The sequence below is a fragment of the Rhizobium aouanii genome (genome assembly GCF_037002925.1).
Taxonomy (GTDB): Bacteria; Pseudomonadota; Alphaproteobacteria; order Rhizobiales; family Rhizobiaceae; genus Rhizobium; species Rhizobium aouanii.
The window spans coordinates 372219-390806 of record NZ_JBAMYD010000001.1 but is presented as its reverse complement, the minus strand read 5'-3'; the positions used below and the strand labels follow the sequence as shown (position 1 = coordinate 390806).

Sequence of the window (18588 nt, the reverse complement as noted above, 5' to 3'; positions counted from 1 at the left end):
TTTTACTTGTGAAGCGCGCTGCGAAGCGTGTCGTTCGCGACCGCAATCGCGCTGCGCGCGGCAGGCGTTTCGGCAATGGCGTTCAGCAGCACGAAATCGTGGATCGTGCCGTTATAGCGCATCGACGTGACGCGGACACCGGCCTGGCTGAGCTTGCGGGCATAGGCTTCGCCCTCGTCGCGCAGCACATCGTTCTCGTCGACGATGACGAGCGCCGGTGGCAACCCGTTCAACTGCTCCAGCGACGCCTGCAGCGGTGAGGCCGTCGGCTCCTTGCGCTTGGCTTCATCGGGCAGATAGGCGTTCCAGAACCACTTCATCGCTTCCTTCGTCAACCACGGGCCATCAGCGAACTCATTGTAGGAACCATTGTCGAAATTGGCGTCGGTGACGGGGTAGAACAGCACCTGCTGGTCGATGGCAGGACCGCCACGCTCCTTGGCAAGCAACGTCACCACCGCCGCCATGTTGCCGCCGACGCTATCGCCTGCGACCGCCAGCCTGGAGGCATCGACCTTGAACTCCTTGGCATGTTCGGCGACATATTTGGTCGCAGCATAGGCCTGCTCGATGGCAACGGGATAGCGGGCTTCCGGCGAGCGCTCGTAGTCAACGAAGACGACGGCGGCATCGGCGCCGTTGGCGATCTCGCGCATCAGCCGGTCATGCGTATCGGCATCGCCCAGCACCCAGCCGCCGCCATGGAAATAGAGAATGACCGGCAGCGCGCCCTTGGCATGTTCCGGGCGGACGATGCGCAGCTTGATGCTGCCTGTCGGACCGGCCTTGATGACCCTGTCCTCTTCCTGGGCGGCAAGCTTCTTCACATCGCCCTTCTGCGCGCCGGCCAGGACATTGCGGGCATCGGCCGGCGACAGCGTGTAGATCGGCTTGCCGCCGGCAAGCCCGTCGATGAATTTCTGCGTTGTCGGTTCGAGTACCGGATCGGCAAGCGCGCCGACGGCGGAGGCTGCTAGCAGTGCTGCTGCGGAAACGGTGGTCTTGATGGTCGACATTGTCTTATCCTCTGTGTTTGATGTTCGTCCTGAACACAGGATTTATATCGCGCACGATTGTTTATTGGGCAATTTAAATCTTCGCATGCCTGTTATGCATAAAAGTCGCTTCCGATTATTTATCGCACGATATAGGTTCCCTCAGTTCTGGAGATAGCCCATGCAGGATCAGCTGAAGCTCGACAATTTCATCTGCTTCGCCGTCTATACGGCAAGCCACGCGCTAAATCGCGTCTACAAGCCGCTTCTCGACACGCTCGGCCTCACCTATCCGCAATATCTCGCCATGGTCGCGCTGTGGGAGCGGGACGGCCAGACCGTCGGCGGCCTCGGCGAAAAACTCTTCCTGGAATCGAGCACGCTGACCCCCTTGCTCAAACGCCTGGAAACCGCCGGTTATGTCAGCCGCGAACGCAGCAAGGACGACGAACGTGTCGTGGTGCTTCGGCTGACGGACGAAGGCAAGCGCCTCAAGGAAAAGGCGATCGGCATCCCCGGCTGCATCGCCGCCGCCAGTGGCCGCGACGCAGTCGACCTCACCCGCCTCCAGGCCGAGATCGTGGCGCTGCGTGAGGCGCTGAACAAAAGCGTGGTTTAGCTGCTAACCGGACTGGGTATCACAGTGCTTGTGGTACCCCCTCTGCCCTGCCGGGATCAGCAGGAGGCAAACGCTTCGTCCCTCTCTGTCGATATTCTAATGGCCAAGTGTAGTTGTTTTGGGAAGCCTTAACGCCCATCCGATCTCCCCACAGGTGCGGAGATGCCCGGCAGGGCCGAGGGGGGTGCTCCCACTACGAGGCCCCTGAACCCTACGTCCGCCTCTTCTTGCCTTCGAACGGATTGTCCGGCGAACGGAAGTGAATTCGGATCGGCACGCTTGGCATGTCGAAATCGGCGCGCAAGCCGTTGATCAGATAGCGTGTATAGGATTCCGGTAGCGCGTCCGACCGCGTGCAGGAAATCATGAAAGCCGGCGGGCGGGCCTTGACCTGTGTCATGTATTTCAGCTTGATGCGGCGGCCGGAAACGGCCGGTGGCGGATGTTGGATCTGCTGTGTCTCCAGCCAGCGGTTGAGCCGCGCCGTCGAGATGCGTTTGTTCCAGACCTTGTCGGTATCGATGATCGACTGCATCAGCTTGTCGAGCCCCCAGCCGGTCTGGCCGGAGATCGGCACGGCGCGAATGCCGCGCGCCTGCGGCAGCAGCCGGTCGGTCTTTTCGCGCAGATCCGCAAGCACAGCCTGCCGGTCCTCGATCATGTCCCACTTGTTGAAGGCGAGCACGGCGGCACGCCCCTCGCGCAACACCAGGTCGACGATCTGCAGGTCCTGCTTCTCGAAGGGGATCGTCGCATCGAAGACGATGACGACGGTTTCGGCGAAGCGGATGGCGCGCAATGCGTCGGCGACCGAAAGCTTCTCCAGCTTCTCGATCACCCGCGCCTTGCGGCGCATGCCGGCCGTGTCGAACATCTTGATGGTGCGGCCGCGCCAGTCCCATTCGACCGAGATGGAATCGCGAGTGATGCCCGCTTCCGGTCCCGTCAGCAGCCGGTCCTCGCCGAGGAAGCGGTTGATCAGCGTCGACTTGCCGGCATTCGGCCTCCCGACGATTGCCACGCGCAACGGCTTCGTATCGTCATAGGTCGGCTCTTCGTCCTCGTCGCCCTCGTCTGATGATTGCGGAATGTCGACGTCGGTAACCGCCACATCCTCTTTCTCGGGATAGGCACGGTCCTCGCCGATCGCCGCGACGATCGCATCGCGCAGGTCGAGCATGCCCTGCCCGTGTTCTGCCGAAATCGGCGTCGGCTCGCCGAGGCCGAGCGTATAAGCGTCATAGAAGCCGCTGTCGGAGCCGCGCGCTTCGGATTTGTTGGCGACAAGCACCACCGGCTTGCCGCGCCGGCGCAGCATTTCGGCAAGGTCGGTATCGACGGGCGTCAATCCGCTCTTGGCGTCGACGACGAAAAGCGAAAGATCCGCCTCGTCGATCGCCGCTTCGGTCTGCGCCCGCATCCGGCCCTGCAGGCTTTCCGCGTCGGCCTCTTCCAGACCAGCCGTGTCGATGATCGTGAAGGTCAGGCCCATCAGCCGCGCATCGCCCGGCCGGCGGTCGCGGGTAACACCCGGCGTGTCATCGACAAGCGCCAGCTTCTTGCCTACCAGCCGGTTGAAAAGTGTCGACTTGCCGACATTCGGACGACCGACGATCGCGACCGTGAAACTCATATCTTGTCCTTAACGCGATCAGCCCTGAGCGGCGGGCGCCTTGCCGGATGCGGTAATCAGATCAAGCATCATATGGGCGCGATTGGCAACATTGCGCGGGCTGTCAGTATCATCGACGATCGACTGGAACCACTGCCGCGCCTGCGCCATGTTGCCGGCTTTATAAGCGGCAAGGCCGAGTGCCTCGCGCGCCGAATGGCGGAAGGCGTTGCCCGGAACGGCCATTGCCTCGATCGCCGCCGAAACCTGTTCGTAAGTGCCGTTCTCGATGAGCAACCAACCGGCGCGCATCTTGGCGGCATCGCGCACGGCAGCCGGAACGGCATTGTCCTTGCCGATCTCGTTGAAGGCGGCGATTGCCGCGGCGGTATCGCCCTTCTGCACCTGAACGGTTGCGGCCCGCATGCGCGCCAGCACGGGGTAGGCGCCGTGGCCTTCCTTCTCGAGTTTGTCGAGCGCGGCCAGCGCCTCGTCGTTCTTGTTCTCGTCGGCAAGCTTCATCGCCGCCAGGAACTGGTCGCCGGTGCCGGAGGAACGATTGTCGTCCCAATAGTCGTAGAGAACTTTGCCGGCGGTGCCGACGACGATCAGGATGGCGACGACGACGATATAGCGGCCGAACCGGCGCCAGACGCCCTTCATCTGGTCAGACCGCAATTCCTCATTGACTTCACGGATGAAGCTGTCGTCGTTGAATGCCATTCTCGTCTCCGGCCGCGGAAATACCCATACGCCATGCAAAACGCATATTGTCGGGCCTTCTACTCCATTTTGCCGCCGTTGTAAGGGGGATGTGAAAGATTAGAGCGCGGCGCGTCTAAAAGGACGCGCTAAGGACGCTCTAACACTTTGAATCCGCGCATAATCCTTTCCAAAAATCGGAATCGATTTTTGGGGTTATGCGTCGGTCACATGACGAGTGGCGAAACCCCGATCAACCATTCGTGCAGCTTCCAGGTGATCAGCGCCCAGACGACGATGCCGATGATGATGGCATAGAGGTCGTATTTGGCCGAGACGAACGGTCGGAGCGTGATCTCGCCCGCCCGCTGCCGCCGTTTCAAGGAAATGCGCAGGACAACGCCCCAGGCGAGAAAGGCGGCAAACAGCAGAACCGACGACGTCTCGCCATTGGCGAGCAGGTGCGCCAGCGCCCAGATCTTAACCGACAGTACCATCGGATGTTTGGTCTTGGTCGCGATATGCCCCGCCGGCAGCAGCGAGGCGACGAGACAGATCATCGCGATCAGCATCAGCGTGATTGATATATGCGCCATCCAGACCGGTGGATTGTAAAGCACGCCGGTCACCTGCCGCGCCTGTCCAAAGCCGTAGATCAAAAGGATCAGCGTGGCGATACTGGCAATCGAATAGGCCGCTCGCCAGCCCTTCTCTCCGAAGCTTGCGATCATCGAACGGCGAAAGCCGGGAGATACCACCCGCACCAGATGCACCCCGAGGAAAAGTATGATGCCGATGATAAGCAATGTCATTGCGGATCCCTTCCGTGCCGTTCGTCATGGGTAGAGCCTTCGTGGTCAGAATGATTCAATCTGACAAGGAAAGGCTCTAACGGCTGGCGTGAAAAAATGCCAGCGAGACCGCAGCTTCGCCGCAATTCTATCGGAGGGAAACCGCGAACAAATTGTCGCGGTGCCCATGTCTCGTTCCCTCCTCTCCGCCTGCCTTTCTGTTTCGCTCCTGGTTCCGGCAATCGCCGAGGCGGCCGACCGGCCGAAACAGCTCGTCATCATTTCCTTCGACGGCGCCCACAACAACGCGCTCTGGCTGAAGAGCCGCGAGATGGCCGCGAAAAACGGCGCCCACTTCACCTATTTTCTCTCCTGCACTTTCCTCATGAACGAGGCGGCGAAAAAGGCCTATCAGGCGCCGCACCAGAAACGCGGAAAATCCAATGTCGGCTTCGCCCAGAGCGACGACGAGATCCGCGAGCGCCTCGGCAATATCTGGCACGCCCATCTCGAAGGCCACGACATATCGAGCCATGCCTGTGGCCATTTCGACGGCCGCCTCTGGAGCGAGGCCGATTGGTCGGCCGAGTACGCCACCTTCCACGCGACGCTTGAGAATGCCTGGAAAAGCGTCCGTCTCCAGGAGCCGGCCGGCTGGCAGGATCTGGTCGAGCACGGCATCAAGGGCTTTCGCGCCCCCTATCTCTCGGCAACTGCGGGCGCCGACATGATCACCGCCGAAAAGAAGGCGGGCTTCACCTATGACGCGAGCCTCGTCACCAAAGGGCCTGCCATGCCTGTCGAGGAAGACGGCATCATCCGCTTCGGCCTGCCGCTGATCCCCGAAGGCCCGAACGACAAGCCGATTATCGGCATGGACTACAATCTCTTCGTCCGCCATTCCAAGGGTGAGGAGGATACGGCCGATTCCGCGGAATTCGAGGATCGCGCCTATGCTGCCTTCAAGGAGGCTTTCGACAAGCAATATGCCGGCGTCCGTATCCCGCTGCAGCTCGGCTTCCACTTCGTCGAAATGAACGGCGGCGCCTACTGGCGCGCCCTCGACCGACTGGTCAGCGACGTCTGCCACCGAACGGATGTGGCCTGCGTCAGCTATTCGGAAGCGATCCCGATGATCGAGGCGCGCGGGAAACTGCAGACGTCAGGTCTTTGATGACGGCTGCGACCAAAACCGCAAGGTGTCTGTAGGTCTTATTGGATGAGATAGGGGCCGCACACGCCGACGTTTCGATCGCGGACAAGCCCACCCATCAACCATCAGCATGCGCGATACCTGCTGCTTCCCGCTCTAGATAACGCTGGTCAATCTCCGGCAGCGGTTCATCATCTATGGCCGCCTCGAAGGCCTTGAGGCGCTTGTGGATCGACAGCAGCTCGATGATCGTCGTCCAGGAATTAACAAGATACTGGAAGGAATTGCTGACTTGGCCGAATGCGGTCAGTATCTGCTGGAAGATGCCGTAGGTGATGGCGCCGGCGACGAGGGTAGGTGCCATAAAGAAGTAGACGAAAAGATTGTCCGCCTGCAGATAAAACGAGCGAGCAATATTGAAATAAACATAGTGGAAGTAGAGCGTGAAATAATTCGTTCTCACCCTTGAAAACAGTTCCCGAACCGTAGGCGGCTGCGCTCGGTCGGGATGATCCTCACCATAGACTAGTTCCTTGCGGTAGGCCGCCTCCACGCGCTGGTTCTTGAAATTCAGCCCAGGTAATTTGATACCCGCGAAAGCGAGTAGAACTGTGCCGAAGGCCGACCAGAAGATAGCCAGCCAGAAGAGAGAGTTCGGCACTTCGCCAAGCACCGGCAGCGTCGTCACGTAGTGCGACAGCGCTAGCATGATCGGCAGGAAGACGACCAGCGTCATGACTGAATTGATCAGGTTGATGCCGAGACCTTCCAGCGTGCTGGAAAAGCGCATCGTATCTTCCTGCACACGCTGGGATGCACCTTCAATATGACGAAGCTTTTCCCAATTCGCCATATAGAAATTGTTCATCGCGGTCCGCCAGCGGAAGATATAGTGGCTAGTAAAAAAGTCGGTCAGGATCGAGACGAACATACTGAGGAAGGCGATCTGCGCGAAAATAAGAAATAGATCGTAGAAGTTCTCGACGCCAATACCCGGCTTCTTCGCCAGCGCATTTTGCAGAAGATCGCCGAACGGCCGGCGCCAGTTGTTGATGACCACACTGATCTGGACGCCAAAATAGGTCACGAAGATTATCAGGGCAGAACCCCAGACCGACCATAGCTTCCAGGGATGGTGCAGTGCCTTCAGATGCCAGGCGCCGCAGAAGATCACCGCCGACAGAAAGAAATAGCTGTAGAACCAAACGTTTTCAGGCAGCAGGAAGAACGAGAGATCGATCGGCTGCTGATCCTCAGCGACCGGTGTGAAACCGAGAGAAGCACCAAGACCAGCGGCAAAGAAATACCAGCCAAAAATCGCAGCCAGAGTCCAGATTGCGAGCGACGTAAAGAACAGCTTTGGCTGCGGAAAAAACGAATGAAACACGGGAGGTTTTGCTTTCCTGAACTGTGAGTCTCGGGAGTGTCGTCGAACACTGATTGTGCCGGAAACTAAGGCAGTTCGAAGGAAGCAGCAATGGGTTCAGCCAATTGTTACGGAGATGTAACCGGTTAGGCGATTTTCTTGATCACCGGCATCACCAGCGCCGCGCAGACGATCAAGGCCGCGGCCGCGATCATCGTGGGCACGGTGAAGCTGCCCGTGCGCTCGGCGATCCAGCCGGCGACAACAGGCCCGACGATCTGGCCGACGCCGAAGGCGGCCGTCATCATCGCCAGGATCCGCCGCGGGCTCTCGGGCGAAAGCTTGCGGCCGATCTGCAGCCCAAAAGCAGTAATCGCCAGGAACGTTGCCCCGAACAGCGCACCGCCGATCAGCGGCGCGACAGAAGGCGGCAGTGCCACGGTTGCAAGTACGCCCGCGGCCTCGACCAGAAGGGCTGCGACATAGACGCCGCCAAGCCCGAGCGGCTTGACCAGCGGCTTCCAGGCAAACAGCGCTACCGTTGCCGTCAGTCCGGCGATGAACCAGCAGAGGAATTCGACGACGGGTCCGGTCGCAGAAAGGCGCGCGATAGTGACGAGGAAGGTCGCGGTGATGACATAGCCGAAGCCGAACAGGCCATAGGACAGCGTCAGCAGCACCATCGGCCGGTTCCAGGCGAGCACCGGCTCCTTGCCGGCCTGCGCCGATTGCGCCGGCGCCGATGGCAGCAGCAGGAAAACGACGACGAGGCTTGCCGCGCAATAAAGCGCCCCGCCGATCCAGTCCGCCCGCCAGCCGCCCGGCCCATCGTGAAAGCCGAGGCCGATCAGAAACACCATGACCGAGGACAGGGCGATGCCAGCGCCCGGCCCGCCGAAATGCGCCGCCTGCACATGATCGTTTCCGGCAGCGGCCCCGTGGCTAAGCACGATCGACGAGGTGAAGACCATCGCAAAGGCACTGGCGACGCCAGCCAGGAAGCGAATGATGGCAAAGACGGGGACGGAATCGGTGGTAGCCATGGCGGCAAGCAGGATGGCAGTTGCAAGCAGCGACAGCAGCGCCACCAGCCGCTCCCGCCCCGCCGCCCAGCCATAGGCGGCCAGCACGGCGCCGACGAGATAACCGACAAAATTCGCCGATGCGATGAAGCCGGCATCTGCCGCCGAAAGCGGCACACCGCTGATCATCCCGGGCAGGATCGGCGTGTAGGAGAAGCGTCCGAAGCCCATTGCAGCAGCCATCGCAACGGCGCCGGCAGCGGCGGTGGAGACAAGATTCGGCCGGGAGTGAGTGTTGCGGGAAAGCATGCAGCGCTTATCGCGCCGCAGCACCGGCGTCACAAATGACTAATTCTGATCGATCGATCAATTTCCCGAAACATCAGAAATTCTTGGCTGCACTTGAAAGGAGATATCTTACGATATATGTTTTACGACATAGTAAACGATACATCTAACGATGAAAGGACGAGTCATGAGAGGTTTTAAAGGCGGCATGTTCGGCGACGCTTTCCGCATGGGCCGCAAATTCGCGGCAGGCGATCTGCAACTGGTCATCCTGGCGCTGCTCGCTGAGCAACCGCGCCACGGCTATGAATTGATAAAGTTGCTGGAGGAGCGTTCCGGCGGCTTCTATGTGCCCAGCCCCGGCGTCATCTATCCCGCGCTCACTTATCTCGAGGAAACCGGCCTTGCCGAGGTCGAGGCCGACGGCGCCAAGAAGCTCTATCGCATCACCGAGGCAGGCCGCCGCCGCGTCGAGGAAAACCGCGACATGATCCTGCACACGCTCGCCAAGCTCGAACGCATCGGGGAGAAGATGGCCTATGTGAAGCGTGTCTTCGAAACCGACCGTCACGGCGCCGACGATGGCGATGACGGCGACTTCATGCAGGACGGCGGCGATATCCGCGCCGCCCGCATGCTGCTGCGCTCGGCGCTCAGGATGCGCTATCCCTGGTCGAAACCCGAAGCCGCCCGCATCGCCGGCATCCTCGAACGCGCCGCCACCGAAATCCTGCAAGGCGGCAGGCCGGGAACGCGGGGCTGAGGACGAGAGTCGAATGGTGGGGCGAGGGTTCGTGCCAGGAGGCAGGCAAGAAGCGGCGTTGCGGCAGGACCCTTCGAGGCTATGCCCTGCGGGCTTCGCACCTCAGGGTGAGGTGCGTTTGAGGATGCCGCAAAGGTGTGGAGAATGCACGGCTTCTGCTGCCAACGCGTGAAGTCTCCAAGAGAGCCTCACCCTGAGGTGCTCCGCAGGGGCCTCGAAGGGCGAGGCGGGTGCTCTCACCCAGCCGGAATAAACACCGGTCCCAGCCTACGCCCGCTCGTCCGGCAAGGTCAAAATCACCGGCCCGTTGCGCGTCGCGACCACCGTGTGTTCGTATTGCACGGTCGGCGCCTTCGGATCGGCATAGAGCGTCCAGGCATCGTCGCCGCCTTCGGCCCATGTCGCGCCGAGCGAGAGAAACGGCTCGACGGTGAAGACGAGACCTTCGGTCATCATCCGTTTTTCCGAAGGGTCCGGCCAGGTCGAGAGCTCGGCCGGCTCCTCATGCAGCGAGCGGCCAACGCCGTGGCTCGCCAGATTGGCGACCAGCGTATAACGGTTCTTCTGCGCAAAGGCGCCGACGGCGGTGCCGATCTTGGCGAGCGGCTCGCCCGATTTCACCTGATTGAGCCCGACCCAGAGCGCCCGCTTGCCGTCGCGGCAGAGCCGCTCGATCTTCGGCTTGACCGGCGGCATCGTGAAGGAGGCGCCGGTATCGGCGAAGAAGCCATCCTTTTCCGCCGAGACGTCGATATTGATGAGATCGCCGGCGCGGATGACGCGCGGGCCGGGAATACCGTGGGCGATTTCCTCGTTGATACTGATGCAGGTGGCGCCCGGAAACTGGTAGCAGAACTCCGGCGCCGAACGCGCGCCCGAATCCTCGAGCACCTTGCGGCCGATCTGGTCGAGCTCCAGCGTCGTCATGCCGGGCTCCATCGCCGCCGCCATCACCTGAATGGCGTTTGCGCAGATGCGGCCGATCTCCTTGAGCTTTACCAGCTCGTCGTCGTTTGCAATAACCATTCGTCTTTTCCGGTCTTGCGCAGGACGGCCGTGGCCGCCTTTCAAGCCGTGGCTTTCGCCCCTTCGGCGCTGCCAGTCAACGCCTTTCTGACGATCGGCGCGACTTTCGTGCCGTAAAGCTCGATGCCGCGCATGATGTCGGCATGCGGCATCAGGCCGATCGCCATCTGCAGCAGGAAGCGGTCGTTCTTGAAGAGCCCATGATGGGCGATGATCTTTTCGGCGACCACTTCGGGATCACCGACGAAGAGCGCTCCATCAGGCCCGCGCGACATGTCGAAATGCGCGCGGTTGGTCGGCCCCCAGCCGCGCTCGCGGCCGATGCGGTTCATCACCTCCGCCTGCGGCCCGTAGAATTGGTCGGCGGCTGCCGCCGTCGTGTCGGCGATGAAGCCGTGGACGTTGATGCTGGTCTTCAACTTTGACTGATCCTGCCCCGCCCGGCGCGCGGCCTCGCGGTAGAGATCGAAGAGCGGCGCAAAACGGCGAGGCTCGCCGCCGATGATCGCCAGCGCCACCGCCAGGCCCAGCGCGCCGGCGCGCGCTACCGACTGCGGCGTACCGCCGACCGCGACCCAGAGCGGCAACGTATTCTGCAGCGGCCTGGGATAGACGCCGCGCCCATTGAGCGGCGCGCGAAGCTCGCCCTTCCACTCCACAACCTCGCTGTCGCGCAGCGCCAGCAGCAGATCGAGCTTCTCCTCGAAAAGCTGGTCGTAGTCTTCGAGATTATAGCCGAACAGCGGGAAGGACTCGATGAAGGAGCCACGCCCCGCCATGATTTCGGCCCTACCGCTGGAGATCAGATCGAGCGTCGAAAACTGCTGGAAGACACGTACCGGATCATCGGAGGAGAGCACGGTGACCGCACTGGTCAGCCGGATATTCCTGGTCTTGACGGCAGCCGCCGCCAGCACGACCGCCGGAGCAGACGCCGCATAATCCGGCCGGTGATGCTCGCCAAGGCCGAAGACGTCGAGCCCAACCTGATCGGCAAGCTCGATTTCCTCGATAAGATGGTTCAGCCGCTCGGCCGCTTCCGCGCCCTTGCTGCGGGAGGGGTTGGGATTGACGTCGGCGAATGTGTAAAGCCCCAGTTCCATCATCGGCATCCTGTTGAATTCTCGGCTGAGATAAGGATGCCGAGGATGGAGCGCAAATACAAATTCTGGAACGGAATGTTCGAGAAAATCGATGGGTGGCGTGATGTTTCAGGCATCAATAGGATGGCAAAGAGTCTTTGCGCCGTGGACACGGCGCTGCTGGATTCCTGTGACAGGCACAGGAATGAGGGAGTTCTTGGCATTCGTGGAGTTCAACAACAACTGCTTCCCCAATCTAACATCTGGTAATAAGGCTTTGAATGATAAGGGATATGAGTGGCAGGATGCGCACCTCTTGCTCCCTCATTCCTGTGCCTGTCACAGGAATCCAGCAGTCGCGCGTCCGCGCGACCAGAGACTCTTCACAAGCCCAACAGATGAAACGAAATATCCTCCCATTCAGGATTCTCCCGCTCGATCAGATTGAGCTTCCATTGCCGCGGCCACTTCTTGATCGTCTTCTCACGCGTGATCGCAGTGGTCAGCAGATCATGCTCCTCGAACCAGACCAATGTCTTGACGCCGTATCTCGACGTAAAGCCCGGTGTCAGCTCATTCTGGTGTTCGTGCAGACGCCCGGCCAGGTCGCGCGTCACGCCGGTATAGAGCGTGCCGTTGCGTTTCGACGCGAGGATATAGACGTAGCCCTTCATGGCGGAAGATTGGCACACGTCGTGCCAATAGGCACCTGGAGAGACTGCCGATCACCAATTTCGATTCCGGATCAAGCACTTCAAGGGGCGAGCGGACTCATCTCTCGAATGACTTCACACGGCAGATGACGAAAAGGGCCGCGCAGGGCGGCTCCGTTACCGCTCACATCTTCGCCAGCAACTCCGCCAGTTGGTCCGCAGCCTTGCCCCATCCTTCGTGGAAACCCATCTTCTCATGCGCTTCCTTGTCCTCGGCGCGCCAGTGGAGCGCCTTGGCCGTATATTTCGTGCGACCGTTGCCGAGATCTTCGAGCAGGATCACGCCCGTGAAGAAAGGTTTCTCGGAAGGCATCCAGGCGCTGGTATAGGCATCGGTGAAGACGATCTTCTCGTTCTCGACGACCTCGAGATAGACGCCGTGGTTCGGGTATTGATTGCCCTCGGGATCCTGCATCACGACGGTGCTGGAACCGCCGGCGCGGACGTCGAGCGTTACTTCCGTCACACCCCACGGGCGCGGCACGAACCACTGCTTCAGCAGATCAGGATCGGTCCATGCCTTGTAGATCTTCTCGCGCGGCGCGTCGAATTCGCGAACGAGGACGAGTTCATGTTGCGTGTTGGCGGTCATTTCGACATTTCTCCATTTGAATGAAACCTGTTTCCTGTCAGGTTGTTACAAGGACGTGTCAGAGTTCGCCGTTCCGACAACGCGCCGGCTTTTTCGCATTTTATTTTGCGATCGGCTGGGTGGTCTCTTCCTGCATCTTGTCGATCTGCCGGCGGATATGGGCTGCCTCAGCCGCCGAATGCGCAAGCGCAATGGCGCGGTCGAAGGCCTCGCGCGCCTGCCCGGTCAGACCAAGTTGCTTTAGCAGTCCGCCCCGTAGGCCGTGATAGTAGAAATAACCGCCGAGTTTTTCGCCAAGCGGATCGATGAGGTCGAGCGCATCCTGCGCACCGTGGAGCTTGGAGACGACGACGGCCCGGTTCAGCGTTATGACAGGCGACGGCTGGAGACGCTCCAGCGCGCGATAGAGCAGATCGATCTCTGCCCAATCGGTATCCTCGGCGCGTTTTGCGCGGGAGTGAATGGCGGCAATCGCTGCCTGAATCTGATAGGGAGCGGGCTGACGATGGCGCAGCGCCTTGTCGAGCAGCGCCAAGGCCTCATTGATGAGCGGTTGGTTCCAGAGCGACCGGTCCTGATCTTCGAGCAGCACGATCTCGTCCTCGGCGCTGAAGCGCGCCGGCCGGCGCGAGATCTGCAGGAGCATGAGCGCAAGCAGCCCCATCAGCTCCGGTTCGGATGGGAAGATATGCAGCATCAATCGCGCCAGCCGGATCGCCTCGTCGCTGAAGGCGGCCGCCTCATGCCTGGGATCGGCCTGGCTGTAGCCCTCGTTGAAGATCAGGTAAATCATCGTGCTGACGATCGAGAGCCGCTCCGCTCTTTCCTGCGGGCTCGGCGTTTCGAAAGGCACCCCAGCCTTGGCGACGCGCGCCTTGGCCCGGGTGATGCGCTGTTCCATGGCGCTTTCGGACACCAGGAAGGCACGCGCGATCTGCGACACCGAAAGGCCGGAGACGATGCGCAGCGCCAGCGCGATCTGCTGGGTTGCCGGCAGATCGGGATGGCAGCAGATGAACAGCAGCCGCAGGATATCGTCGCGATAATGGGACTCGTCCAGCCGCTCGGCGATATCGCTTTCGGCATCCTCGGTATCGGAAATGACGTCTTCATCCGGCAGAGCCTGGATCTTCGCCCGCTTGCGCACCGCGTCGATGCCGCTGTTGCGGCCGACGAAGATGAGCCAGGCTGTCGGATCACGCGGCGGCCCTTTCTCCGGCCATGTCCGGATCGCCCTCAGACACGCTTCCTGAAACGCCTCTTCCGCGGTATCGAGATTGCGGAAATAGCGCAGCAGCGCGCCAAGCGCCTTCGGGCGGGCCGATGCAAGCGCGAGGTCGATCCAGGCAATGTCTGTCATGATGAAGCATCTCCGGGCCTAAAGACGTAGAAAGGCCGAATTTCGTAAGAGGTGGAACCTGGATTGACGGATGAAAGCTGCTTCGAGAAAGCGATTGCCTCGTCGAGCGTTTCGAAGTCGACCACATAGAAGCCGAGAAGCGCCTCTTTCGTTTCCGCAAAAGGCCCATCGATGACCAAGGGCTCGTCCCTGCCCTTGCGCACCGTGGTCGCAGCCGTCGTCGGCATCAGCCGGCCGACAGGGCCGAGTTTGCCGGATGCGGCAAGTGGCTCCTGCACGGCGTAGAGTTTCTCCATGACGGCAGCTTCTTCCTCCTTGCTCCAGGCGAAGACGGTTTCCTCATGGGCGTAACAAAGGATTGCATAAAGCATCGCTCACTCCTCTTTCCAAATGACGAAGGAGTAACCGCTTAGCCGACAGGCCGCATCAAAAATTATGAATGGGCAATCGCCTTTGCATGAACGAACAGGCTCTCTATCACCCCTCGCTCAGCGTCCGCCTAACCGCATTCTTCCAACCCTTGAGCTTTGCCGCCCGCACCTTCTCGTCCATCTCCGGCTCAAACCGCCGATCGCGTTTCCAGGTCGCGGAAAAACCGTCCCGGTCCGGCCACACCCCTGCCCGGCTGCCGGCGAGCCAGGCGGCTCCCAGCGCCGTCGTCTCGAGAATGACCGGGCGGTCGACCGGGGCATCGAGCAGGTCGGCAAGGCGCTGCATCGTCCAGTTAGAGGCGACCATGCCGCCGTCGACGCGCAGCACCGTGTCCTCGGCGCCGTTCTTCCAGTCCTTCTGCATGGCGTCGAGCAGATCGCGGGTCTGGTAGCAGACGGCTTCCAATGCCGCCCGGGAGAGTTCCGCCGGCCCGCTGTTGCGCGTCAGCCCGAAGATCGCGCCGCGCGCCTTGGCATCCCAATGTGGTGCGCCGAGACCGGTGAAGGCGGGCACGAGATAGACCTCCTGGGTCGGATCGGCCCTTTCAGCAAGGGCATTGGTCTCGGCGGCGCTGCCGATGATGCCGAGCCCGTCCCGCAGCCATTGCACGGCGGCGCCCGCGATGAAGATCGACCCCTCCAACGCATAGGTCGTCTCGCCATTCAGGCGATAGGCAATAGTCGTCAGCAGCCGATTTTTGGAACGCACCATATCGGCGCCGGTATTGAGCAGCGCGAAACAGCCGGTGCCGTAGGTTGATTTCATCATGCCCGGCGCAAAACACGCCTGGCCGATGGTCGCTGCCTGCTGGTCGCCGGCCACGCCGAGGATCGGGATCGCAGCACCGAAAATATCAGGATCGACCGTGCCGAAATCGGCGGCGCAATCCTTGACCTCCGGCAGCATGGCGGCGGGGATCCTCAGAATATCGAGCAGATCCTCGTCCCACGCGTTTTCGGCAATGTTGTACATCAGCGTGCGCGAGGCGTTGGTGGCATCGGTGACGAAGCTCTTGCCCCCCGTCAGCCGCCAGATCAGGAAGGTGTCGATCGTGCCGAAGCAGAGATCGCCCCTGGCAGCGCGCGCCCGCGCGCCCTTCACGTTAGCCAGCATCCAGGAGAGCTTGGTACCGGAAAAATAGGGATCGAGGATCAGCCCGGTCTTCTTCGTGAACAGCCGCTCGAGATCCTGCCGTTTCAGATTGTCGCAATAGCTTGCCGTACGCCTGTCCTGCCAGACGATGGCATTCTGGATCGGCCGGCCCGTTTCGCGCTCCCAGACGACGACGGTTTCGCGCTGGTTGGTGATGCCGAGCGCCGCAAGATCGCTAGCCTCGATCCCGGCATCGCGCAACGCCATGTGGACGGTGGAGACGACCGAATCCCAGATCTCCTCGGGATCGTGCTCGACCCAGCCGGAGCGCGGATAGATCTGGGTGAATTCCTTCTGGCCCTTGCCGGCGACATGCATGTCGCCATCGAAGACGATCGCCCGCGTCGACGTCGTTCCCTGATCGATCGCCAGGACATATCCGCTCATGAAATCCCTCCCTTAACATCTCGATTATCGTGACAAATCAATAGGACACGGATGCAGGCGAGAAAAGCGAATAAAGCGGAATTGCCAGCCTGCCGGCTTTGGGCATAACCTCGCAGCCAACGCTGCAACGCAGCATCGCGATTTCAGGGAGAACAGCATGAGCAGAACAGTCGTCGTCACCGGTTCCACCAGCGGCATCGGCCTTGCGATCGCCACTGCCTTCGCCGAAACGGGCGACAACGTCGTCATCAATGGTTTCGGAAAGGCTGATGAAATCAACGCGATCGTTGACCGACTTGAATCATTGTCCAAAGGCCGGGCGATCTATCATCCGGCCGACATGACGAAGCCGGCCGAGATCGCCGACCTGATCGAAACGACAGCGAAGACCTTCGGCGGCGTCGATGTCCTGGTCAACAATGCCGGCATCCAGCACGTCGAGAAGATCGAGGATTTCCCGATCGAGAAATGGGATCAGATCATCGCGATCAATCTTTCGAGTTCCTTTCATACGATGCGCGCCGCGATCCCCCTGATGAAGACGAAGAAGCATGGCCGCATCATCAACATCGCCTCCGCCCACGGGCTTGTCGCTTCCCCCTTCAAATCCGCCTATGTCGCGGCAAAACATGGTATATTAGGCCTGACCAAGACGGCAGCACTCGAGCTTGCCGAGTTCGGCGTGACCGTGAACGCCATCTGCCCCGGCTACGTGCTGACGCCGCTCGTCGAGAAGCAGATCCCGGACACCGCCAAGGCCCGCGGCATGACCGAGGATCAGGTAAAGAGCGAAGTCATCCTCAAGGCGCAGCCGACGCATGAATTCGTCAAGGCCGAGGAGATCGGCGCACTGTCGCTCTACCTCGCCAGCGACGCAGCCCGCCAGGTGACCGGAACGCATATCTCGATTGACGGGGGCTGGACGGCGGCTTAACCATTTGGAAAAACAACCGGGAACATCATGAACGACAGCATTCGCTTCATCCTGAATGGCGAGGACATTGAGCTTACCGATGTCGCGCCGACCGAGACGCTTCTTGATTTTCTGCGGTTGAAGCGGCGCCTGACCGGCACCAAGGAAGGATGCGCCGAGGGCGATTGCGGCGCCTGCACCGTGCTCGTCGGGCGGCTTGCCGATGGCAAGCTCACCTATGAATCCGTCAATGCCTGCATCCGCTTCATCGGCTCGCTGCACGCCAGCCACGTGGTGACGGTCGAGCATCTGGCCGGCAGAGATGGCGCGCTGCATCCGGTGCAGCAGGCGCTCGTCGATTGTCATGGCTCGCAATGCGGCTTCTGCACCCCGGGCTTCGTCATGTCGCTTTACTGTCTCTGGCTCGCCAAGGAAAAGCCGAGCCGCCAGGAAATCGAAAAGGCGCTGCAAGGCAATCTCTGTCGCTGCACGGGCTATGAGCCGATCGTCAAGGCCGCCGAGCAGGTGAGCCTGATGCGGCCGAGCGCGCTCTTCGACCCGCTGGAACGGACGCGCTCTGAAATCGTCTCGCGGCTTTGGGCAATGCAGGCGAGCGGTACGATCAGGATCGAGAATGGCGAAGACCGGCTGATCGTGCCGGCTTCGATCCAGGCACTGGCCGAAGTTCTCTCGCAGGAACCTGACGCGATCATCGTCGCCGGCGCGACGGATGTCGGCCTATGGGTGACAAAGCAGATGCGCAGGCTGAGCCCGGTGGTCTTCATCAATCATTTGAGCGAACTGCAGTCTGTCAGAGAAGACGAAGACGGCGTCACCATCGGCGCCGGCGTCAGCTACAGCAGGGCATTCGAAGCAATCTCTCAGAAAATCCCGGCGCTCGGGCGACTGATCGATCGCATCGGCGGCGAGCAGGTGCGCAACATGGGCACGATCGGCGGCAACATCGCCAACGGCTCGCCGATCGGCGACAGCCCGCCGCCGCTGATCGCGCTCGGCGCGACGCTGACGCTGCGGTCCCTGGAAGGCCAGCGCAGAATGCCGCTCGAGGATTTCTTCATCGCCTATGGCAAGCAGGACCGAAAGCCCTGCGAATTCGTCGAGAGCGTCTTCGTGCCCTATCCTGAAGAGACCAGCCGCTTTGCCGCTTACAAAGTCACGAAGCGCCGCGACGAGGACATCACCGCCGTGCTCGGCGCTTTCCTCTTGACGCTCGATGAGGCCGAGACGGTTACCGACATCCGCATCGCCTTCGGCGGCATGGCTGCGACGCCGAAACGCGCCCGCACGGTGGAGTCCGAACTGATCGGCAAGCCCTGGACGGAATCAACGATCGAGGCAACCCGCCCCGCCTTCGACGCCGACTACCAGCCGCTGACCGACTGGCGCGCCACGGCGGAATACCGGCAGCTGACGGCGAAGAACCTGTTGACGCGGTTCTATCTGGAGACCGTGGGCGCGCCGGCGGAGTTGAAGCGGTTCGAGGAGGTAGCGTGATGGTTTGTTTCGCTAACTGGCCTCCCACAGTCACCACATCGCCCCTCACCCTAACCCTCTCCCCGCCTGCGGGGAGAGGGGACGTGCCCTGCGAGAGGTGGCGAG

18 protein-coding genes are annotated in these 18588 nt (G+C 61.1%); 5 read left to right on the top strand and 13 right to left on the bottom strand.

Annotated elements, in window-relative coordinates:
• Nucleotides 1–2: 2 nt before the first annotated feature.
• On the bottom strand, nt 3–1016 hold the full coding sequence (locus V8P77_RS01880) for an alpha/beta hydrolase (protein WP_335910387.1): 1014 nt from the start codon (nt 1014–1016) through the stop codon (nt 3–5).
• 160 nt (nt 1017–1176) lie between these two features.
• Here V8P77_RS01880 and V8P77_RS01875 point away from each other — a divergent pair, with 160 nt between their 5' ends.
• The gene (locus V8P77_RS01875) at nt 1177–1614 is read left to right on the top strand and encodes a MarR family winged helix-turn-helix transcriptional regulator (protein ID WP_335910386.1); all 438 of its coding nucleotides are present in this window, start codon (nt 1177–1179) and stop codon (nt 1612–1614) included.
• 211 nt (nt 1615–1825) lie between these two features.
• Here the strand turns inward: V8P77_RS01875 and der are convergent, their stop codons facing one another.
• The 3 genes from der to V8P77_RS01860 all read right to left on the bottom strand — a co-directional run bounded on the left by der (nt 1826) and on the right by V8P77_RS01860 (nt 4740).
• Nucleotides 1826–3247 (bottom strand): ribosome biogenesis GTPase Der, encoded by a 1422-nt coding sequence (gene der / locus V8P77_RS01870; RefSeq protein ID WP_168270630.1) that lies wholly within the window; start codon nt 3245–3247, stop codon nt 1826–1828.
• A gap of 18 nt (nt 3248–3265) precedes the next feature.
• Nucleotides 3266–3949, bottom strand: a complete 684-nt coding sequence (locus V8P77_RS01865) for a tetratricopeptide repeat protein (protein WP_335910385.1) — start codon at nt 3947–3949, stop codon at nt 3266–3268.
• 206 nt (nt 3950–4155) lie between these two features.
• Nucleotides 4156–4740, bottom strand: a complete 585-nt coding sequence (locus tag V8P77_RS01860) for an NnrU family protein (RefSeq protein WP_335910383.1) — start codon at nt 4738–4740, stop codon at nt 4156–4158.
• Nucleotides 4741–4906: 166 nt separating this feature from the next.
• Between V8P77_RS01860 and V8P77_RS01855 the strand changes: the two genes are divergently transcribed.
• On the top strand, nt 4907–5893 hold the full coding sequence (locus V8P77_RS01855) for a polysaccharide deacetylase family protein (protein ID WP_335910382.1): 987 nt from the start codon (nt 4907–4909) through the stop codon (nt 5891–5893).
• A 97-nt stretch (nt 5894–5990) separates the two neighbouring features.
• Here V8P77_RS01855 and sbmA read toward each other — a convergent pair whose 3' ends face one another.
• Together sbmA and V8P77_RS01845 are read right to left on the bottom strand one after the other, a co-directional pair.
• The gene (gene sbmA / locus V8P77_RS01850; protein WP_335910381.1) at nt 5991–7259 is read right to left on the bottom strand and encodes a peptide antibiotic transporter SbmA; all 1269 of its coding nucleotides are present in this window, start codon (nt 7257–7259) and stop codon (nt 5991–5993) included.
• Between the two features lie 125 nt (nt 7260–7384).
• Nucleotides 7385–8569: a YbfB/YjiJ family MFS transporter gene (locus V8P77_RS01845; protein WP_335910380.1), complete on the bottom strand. Its 1185-nt coding sequence runs from the start codon at nt 8567–8569 to the stop codon at nt 7385–7387.
• Nucleotides 8570–8735: 166 nt separating this feature from the next.
• On the opposite strand from V8P77_RS01845, the gene V8P77_RS01840 reads away from it, so the two are divergent.
• A complete protein-coding gene (locus tag V8P77_RS01840) occupies nt 8736–9311 on the top strand; it encodes a PadR family transcriptional regulator (RefSeq protein WP_335910379.1) in 576 nt (191 codons plus the stop codon).
• 267 nt (nt 9312–9578) lie between these two features.
• Here V8P77_RS01840 and map read toward each other — a convergent pair whose 3' ends face one another.
• The 7 genes from map to glpK all read right to left on the bottom strand — a co-directional run bounded on the left by map (nt 9579) and on the right by glpK (nt 16055).
• Complete coding sequence (gene map, locus V8P77_RS01835; protein ID WP_020051178.1) at nt 9579–10337, bottom strand: type I methionyl aminopeptidase; 759 nt, start codon at nt 10335–10337, stop codon at nt 9579–9581.
• 41 nt (nt 10338–10378) lie between these two features.
• Nucleotides 10379–11440, bottom strand: a complete 1062-nt coding sequence (locus tag V8P77_RS01830) for an LLM class flavin-dependent oxidoreductase (protein WP_335910378.1) — start codon at nt 11438–11440, stop codon at nt 10379–10381.
• 362 nt (nt 11441–11802) lie between these two features.
• Nucleotides 11803–12093, bottom strand: coding sequence for a GIY-YIG nuclease family protein (locus V8P77_RS01825; protein ID WP_064247886.1), 291 nt, complete (start codon nt 12091–12093; stop codon nt 11803–11805).
• A 163-nt stretch (nt 12094–12256) separates the two neighbouring features.
• A complete protein-coding gene (locus V8P77_RS01820; RefSeq protein ID WP_335910377.1) occupies nt 12257–12724 on the bottom strand; it encodes an SRPBCC family protein in 468 nt (155 codons plus the stop codon).
• A gap of 100 nt (nt 12725–12824) precedes the next feature.
• Nucleotides 12825–14084, bottom strand: a complete 1260-nt coding sequence (locus V8P77_RS01815; RefSeq protein ID WP_335910376.1) for an RNA polymerase sigma factor — start codon at nt 14082–14084, stop codon at nt 12825–12827.
• A complete protein-coding gene (locus V8P77_RS01810) occupies nt 14081–14455 on the bottom strand; it encodes a YciI family protein (RefSeq protein ID WP_003541922.1) in 375 nt (124 codons plus the stop codon). Before V8P77_RS01810 ends, V8P77_RS01815 begins: the two co-directional genes overlap by 4 nt.
• 106 nt (nt 14456–14561) lie before the next feature.
• Complete coding sequence (gene glpK, locus V8P77_RS01805) at nt 14562–16055, bottom strand: glycerol kinase GlpK (RefSeq protein WP_335910375.1); 1494 nt, start codon at nt 16053–16055, stop codon at nt 14562–14564.
• A gap of 157 nt (nt 16056–16212) precedes the next feature.
• Here glpK and V8P77_RS01800 point away from each other — a divergent pair, with 157 nt between their 5' ends.
• Nucleotides 16213–16989, top strand: a complete 777-nt coding sequence (locus V8P77_RS01800) for a 3-hydroxybutyrate dehydrogenase (RefSeq protein ID WP_335910374.1) — start codon at nt 16213–16215, stop codon at nt 16987–16989.
• A 27-nt stretch (nt 16990–17016) separates the two neighbouring features.
• On the top strand, nt 17017–18483 hold the full coding sequence (xdhA, locus tag V8P77_RS01795) for a xanthine dehydrogenase small subunit (protein ID WP_335910373.1): 1467 nt from the start codon (nt 17017–17019) through the stop codon (nt 18481–18483).
• The last annotated feature ends 105 nt before the right edge of the window (nt 18484–18588 follow it).